Origin of the sequence: Luteitalea sp. (assembly GCA_009377605.1) — a bacterium.
GTDB lineage: Bacteria > Acidobacteriota > Vicinamibacteria > Vicinamibacterales > Vicinamibacteraceae > WHTT01.
The window spans coordinates 1-634 of sequence record WHTT01000224.1; the positions used below are offsets into that span (position 1 = coordinate 1).

Here is a 634-nt window from a genome sequence, read left to right on the forward strand (position 1 = left end):
ACCCCCATTTCCGTTAAGCACCCCGCGTCCCCACGCTCGCGCTTGGCATCAGCGACGTCACCGTCATCGACCGCGTCATCCGGAACATCCTTCTGGATCCATTCCCCTATACGGACTCGGATCGGATGGTGGACGTCCTCGTCTTCGACACGGCCCGAGGGGGACGACGAAGACCACGAAATCGCGCCGATTGTGGGAGATCCCGACAGCCTTACGTCCCAGTTGCGTCACAGTGTTTTTTGCGCGGGTCGCTGCCTCACGGTAAACTATTGATTCCACTCACGCGGCCAGCCCTGAGCGAGCGGGGCGAGTCGAAGGGAGAGATGACCGAGTGGCTTAAGGTGCACGCTTGGAAATAGATTCCGGCGGCGCATAGCGACGCACCTCAAACCGCACCAAGGCACTCCGCGTGAAGCACTTCTGCCCACAATGATGTCCTTCAGTATGCGTGCCTAACCCGCATTATTCATGACATGTAGTTAGGAGTCTATGAACGGCTCCGCGTGATGCCGGTGACCGTTCGGCGCGAGCTGTCATGGCCTCAGAAGCGTGTGAAGGACCCGGAAATCGCTCGCGTGCGGTGTGTATTGCGAGCCTGGACGTTGTGCAGACGCACCTCGGCCCAGCTGTGGAG

1 pseudogene (cut by a window edge) is annotated in these 634 nt (G+C 59.9%); it reads right to left on the reverse strand.

Annotation, left to right across the window (positions count from 1 at the left end):
• Window positions 1-462: 462 nt before the first annotated feature.
• Window positions 463-634: pseudogene (locus GEV06_28650) on the reverse strand (hypothetical protein) (it continues 381 nt past the right edge of the window).